Raw genomic sequence first — 558 nt, 5'->3', positions numbered from 1 at the left:
TGGATTGTGGCAGAATTTTTTTTTAGCTTACGAAAAGAAGCTGATACAGAATGGGTATTCATTGACGGAAGTTACATACGGTGTCATCAGCATGCAAGTGGAGCTAGGATTGGTGAACATAGAGCAATTGGACAAAGCCACGGTGGAAGAACTACAAAAATCCATTTATGTTGTGATGCCGATGGATATCCGCTCGATTTTAAAGTCACTGGGGGTGAAGTCCACGACAGTCAAGTTGCACCAGAGTTAATTGAATTAGTTGGTACTGGCGAATATCTAATTGCTGACAAGGGCTATGATTCAGATGCCATACGAGATAAAGCTCGTAAGCACAAAATGAAACCTATCATACCAAAACGTAAGAATGCTAAACAGCCTAATCCAGACTTTGACAGCTATTTATATAAACTTAGGCATTTAGTCGAAAATATGTTCGCAAGGTTAAAGCAGTTTCGCAGCATTGCCACCAGATATGAGAAGTTAGCTCGTAATTTTGAGTCAATGATTTACCTCGCTTGCATCATTATTCATGTTAAAGTGAATTGAGGACACAGCCTA

Annotated in this window: 1 protein-coding gene; it reads left to right on the top strand. The window is 39.6% G+C overall.

What is annotated here, in order from left to right:
- Positions 1 to 546, top strand: a 546-nt coding sequence (locus tag ACH0AB_RS11945) for an IS5 family transposase (protein ID WP_406878282.1), incomplete at its 5' end; no start/stop codon positions are given.
- Between the last annotated feature and the right edge of the window lie 12 nt (positions 547 to 558).

Origin of the sequence: Moraxella sp. 179-F 1C4 NHS (assembly GCF_045370505.1) — a bacterium.
Taxonomy (GTDB): Bacteria; Pseudomonadota; Gammaproteobacteria; order Pseudomonadales; family Moraxellaceae; genus Faucicola; species Faucicola tetraodonis.
This window is presented reverse-complemented; position numbering and strand designations above follow the sequence as displayed.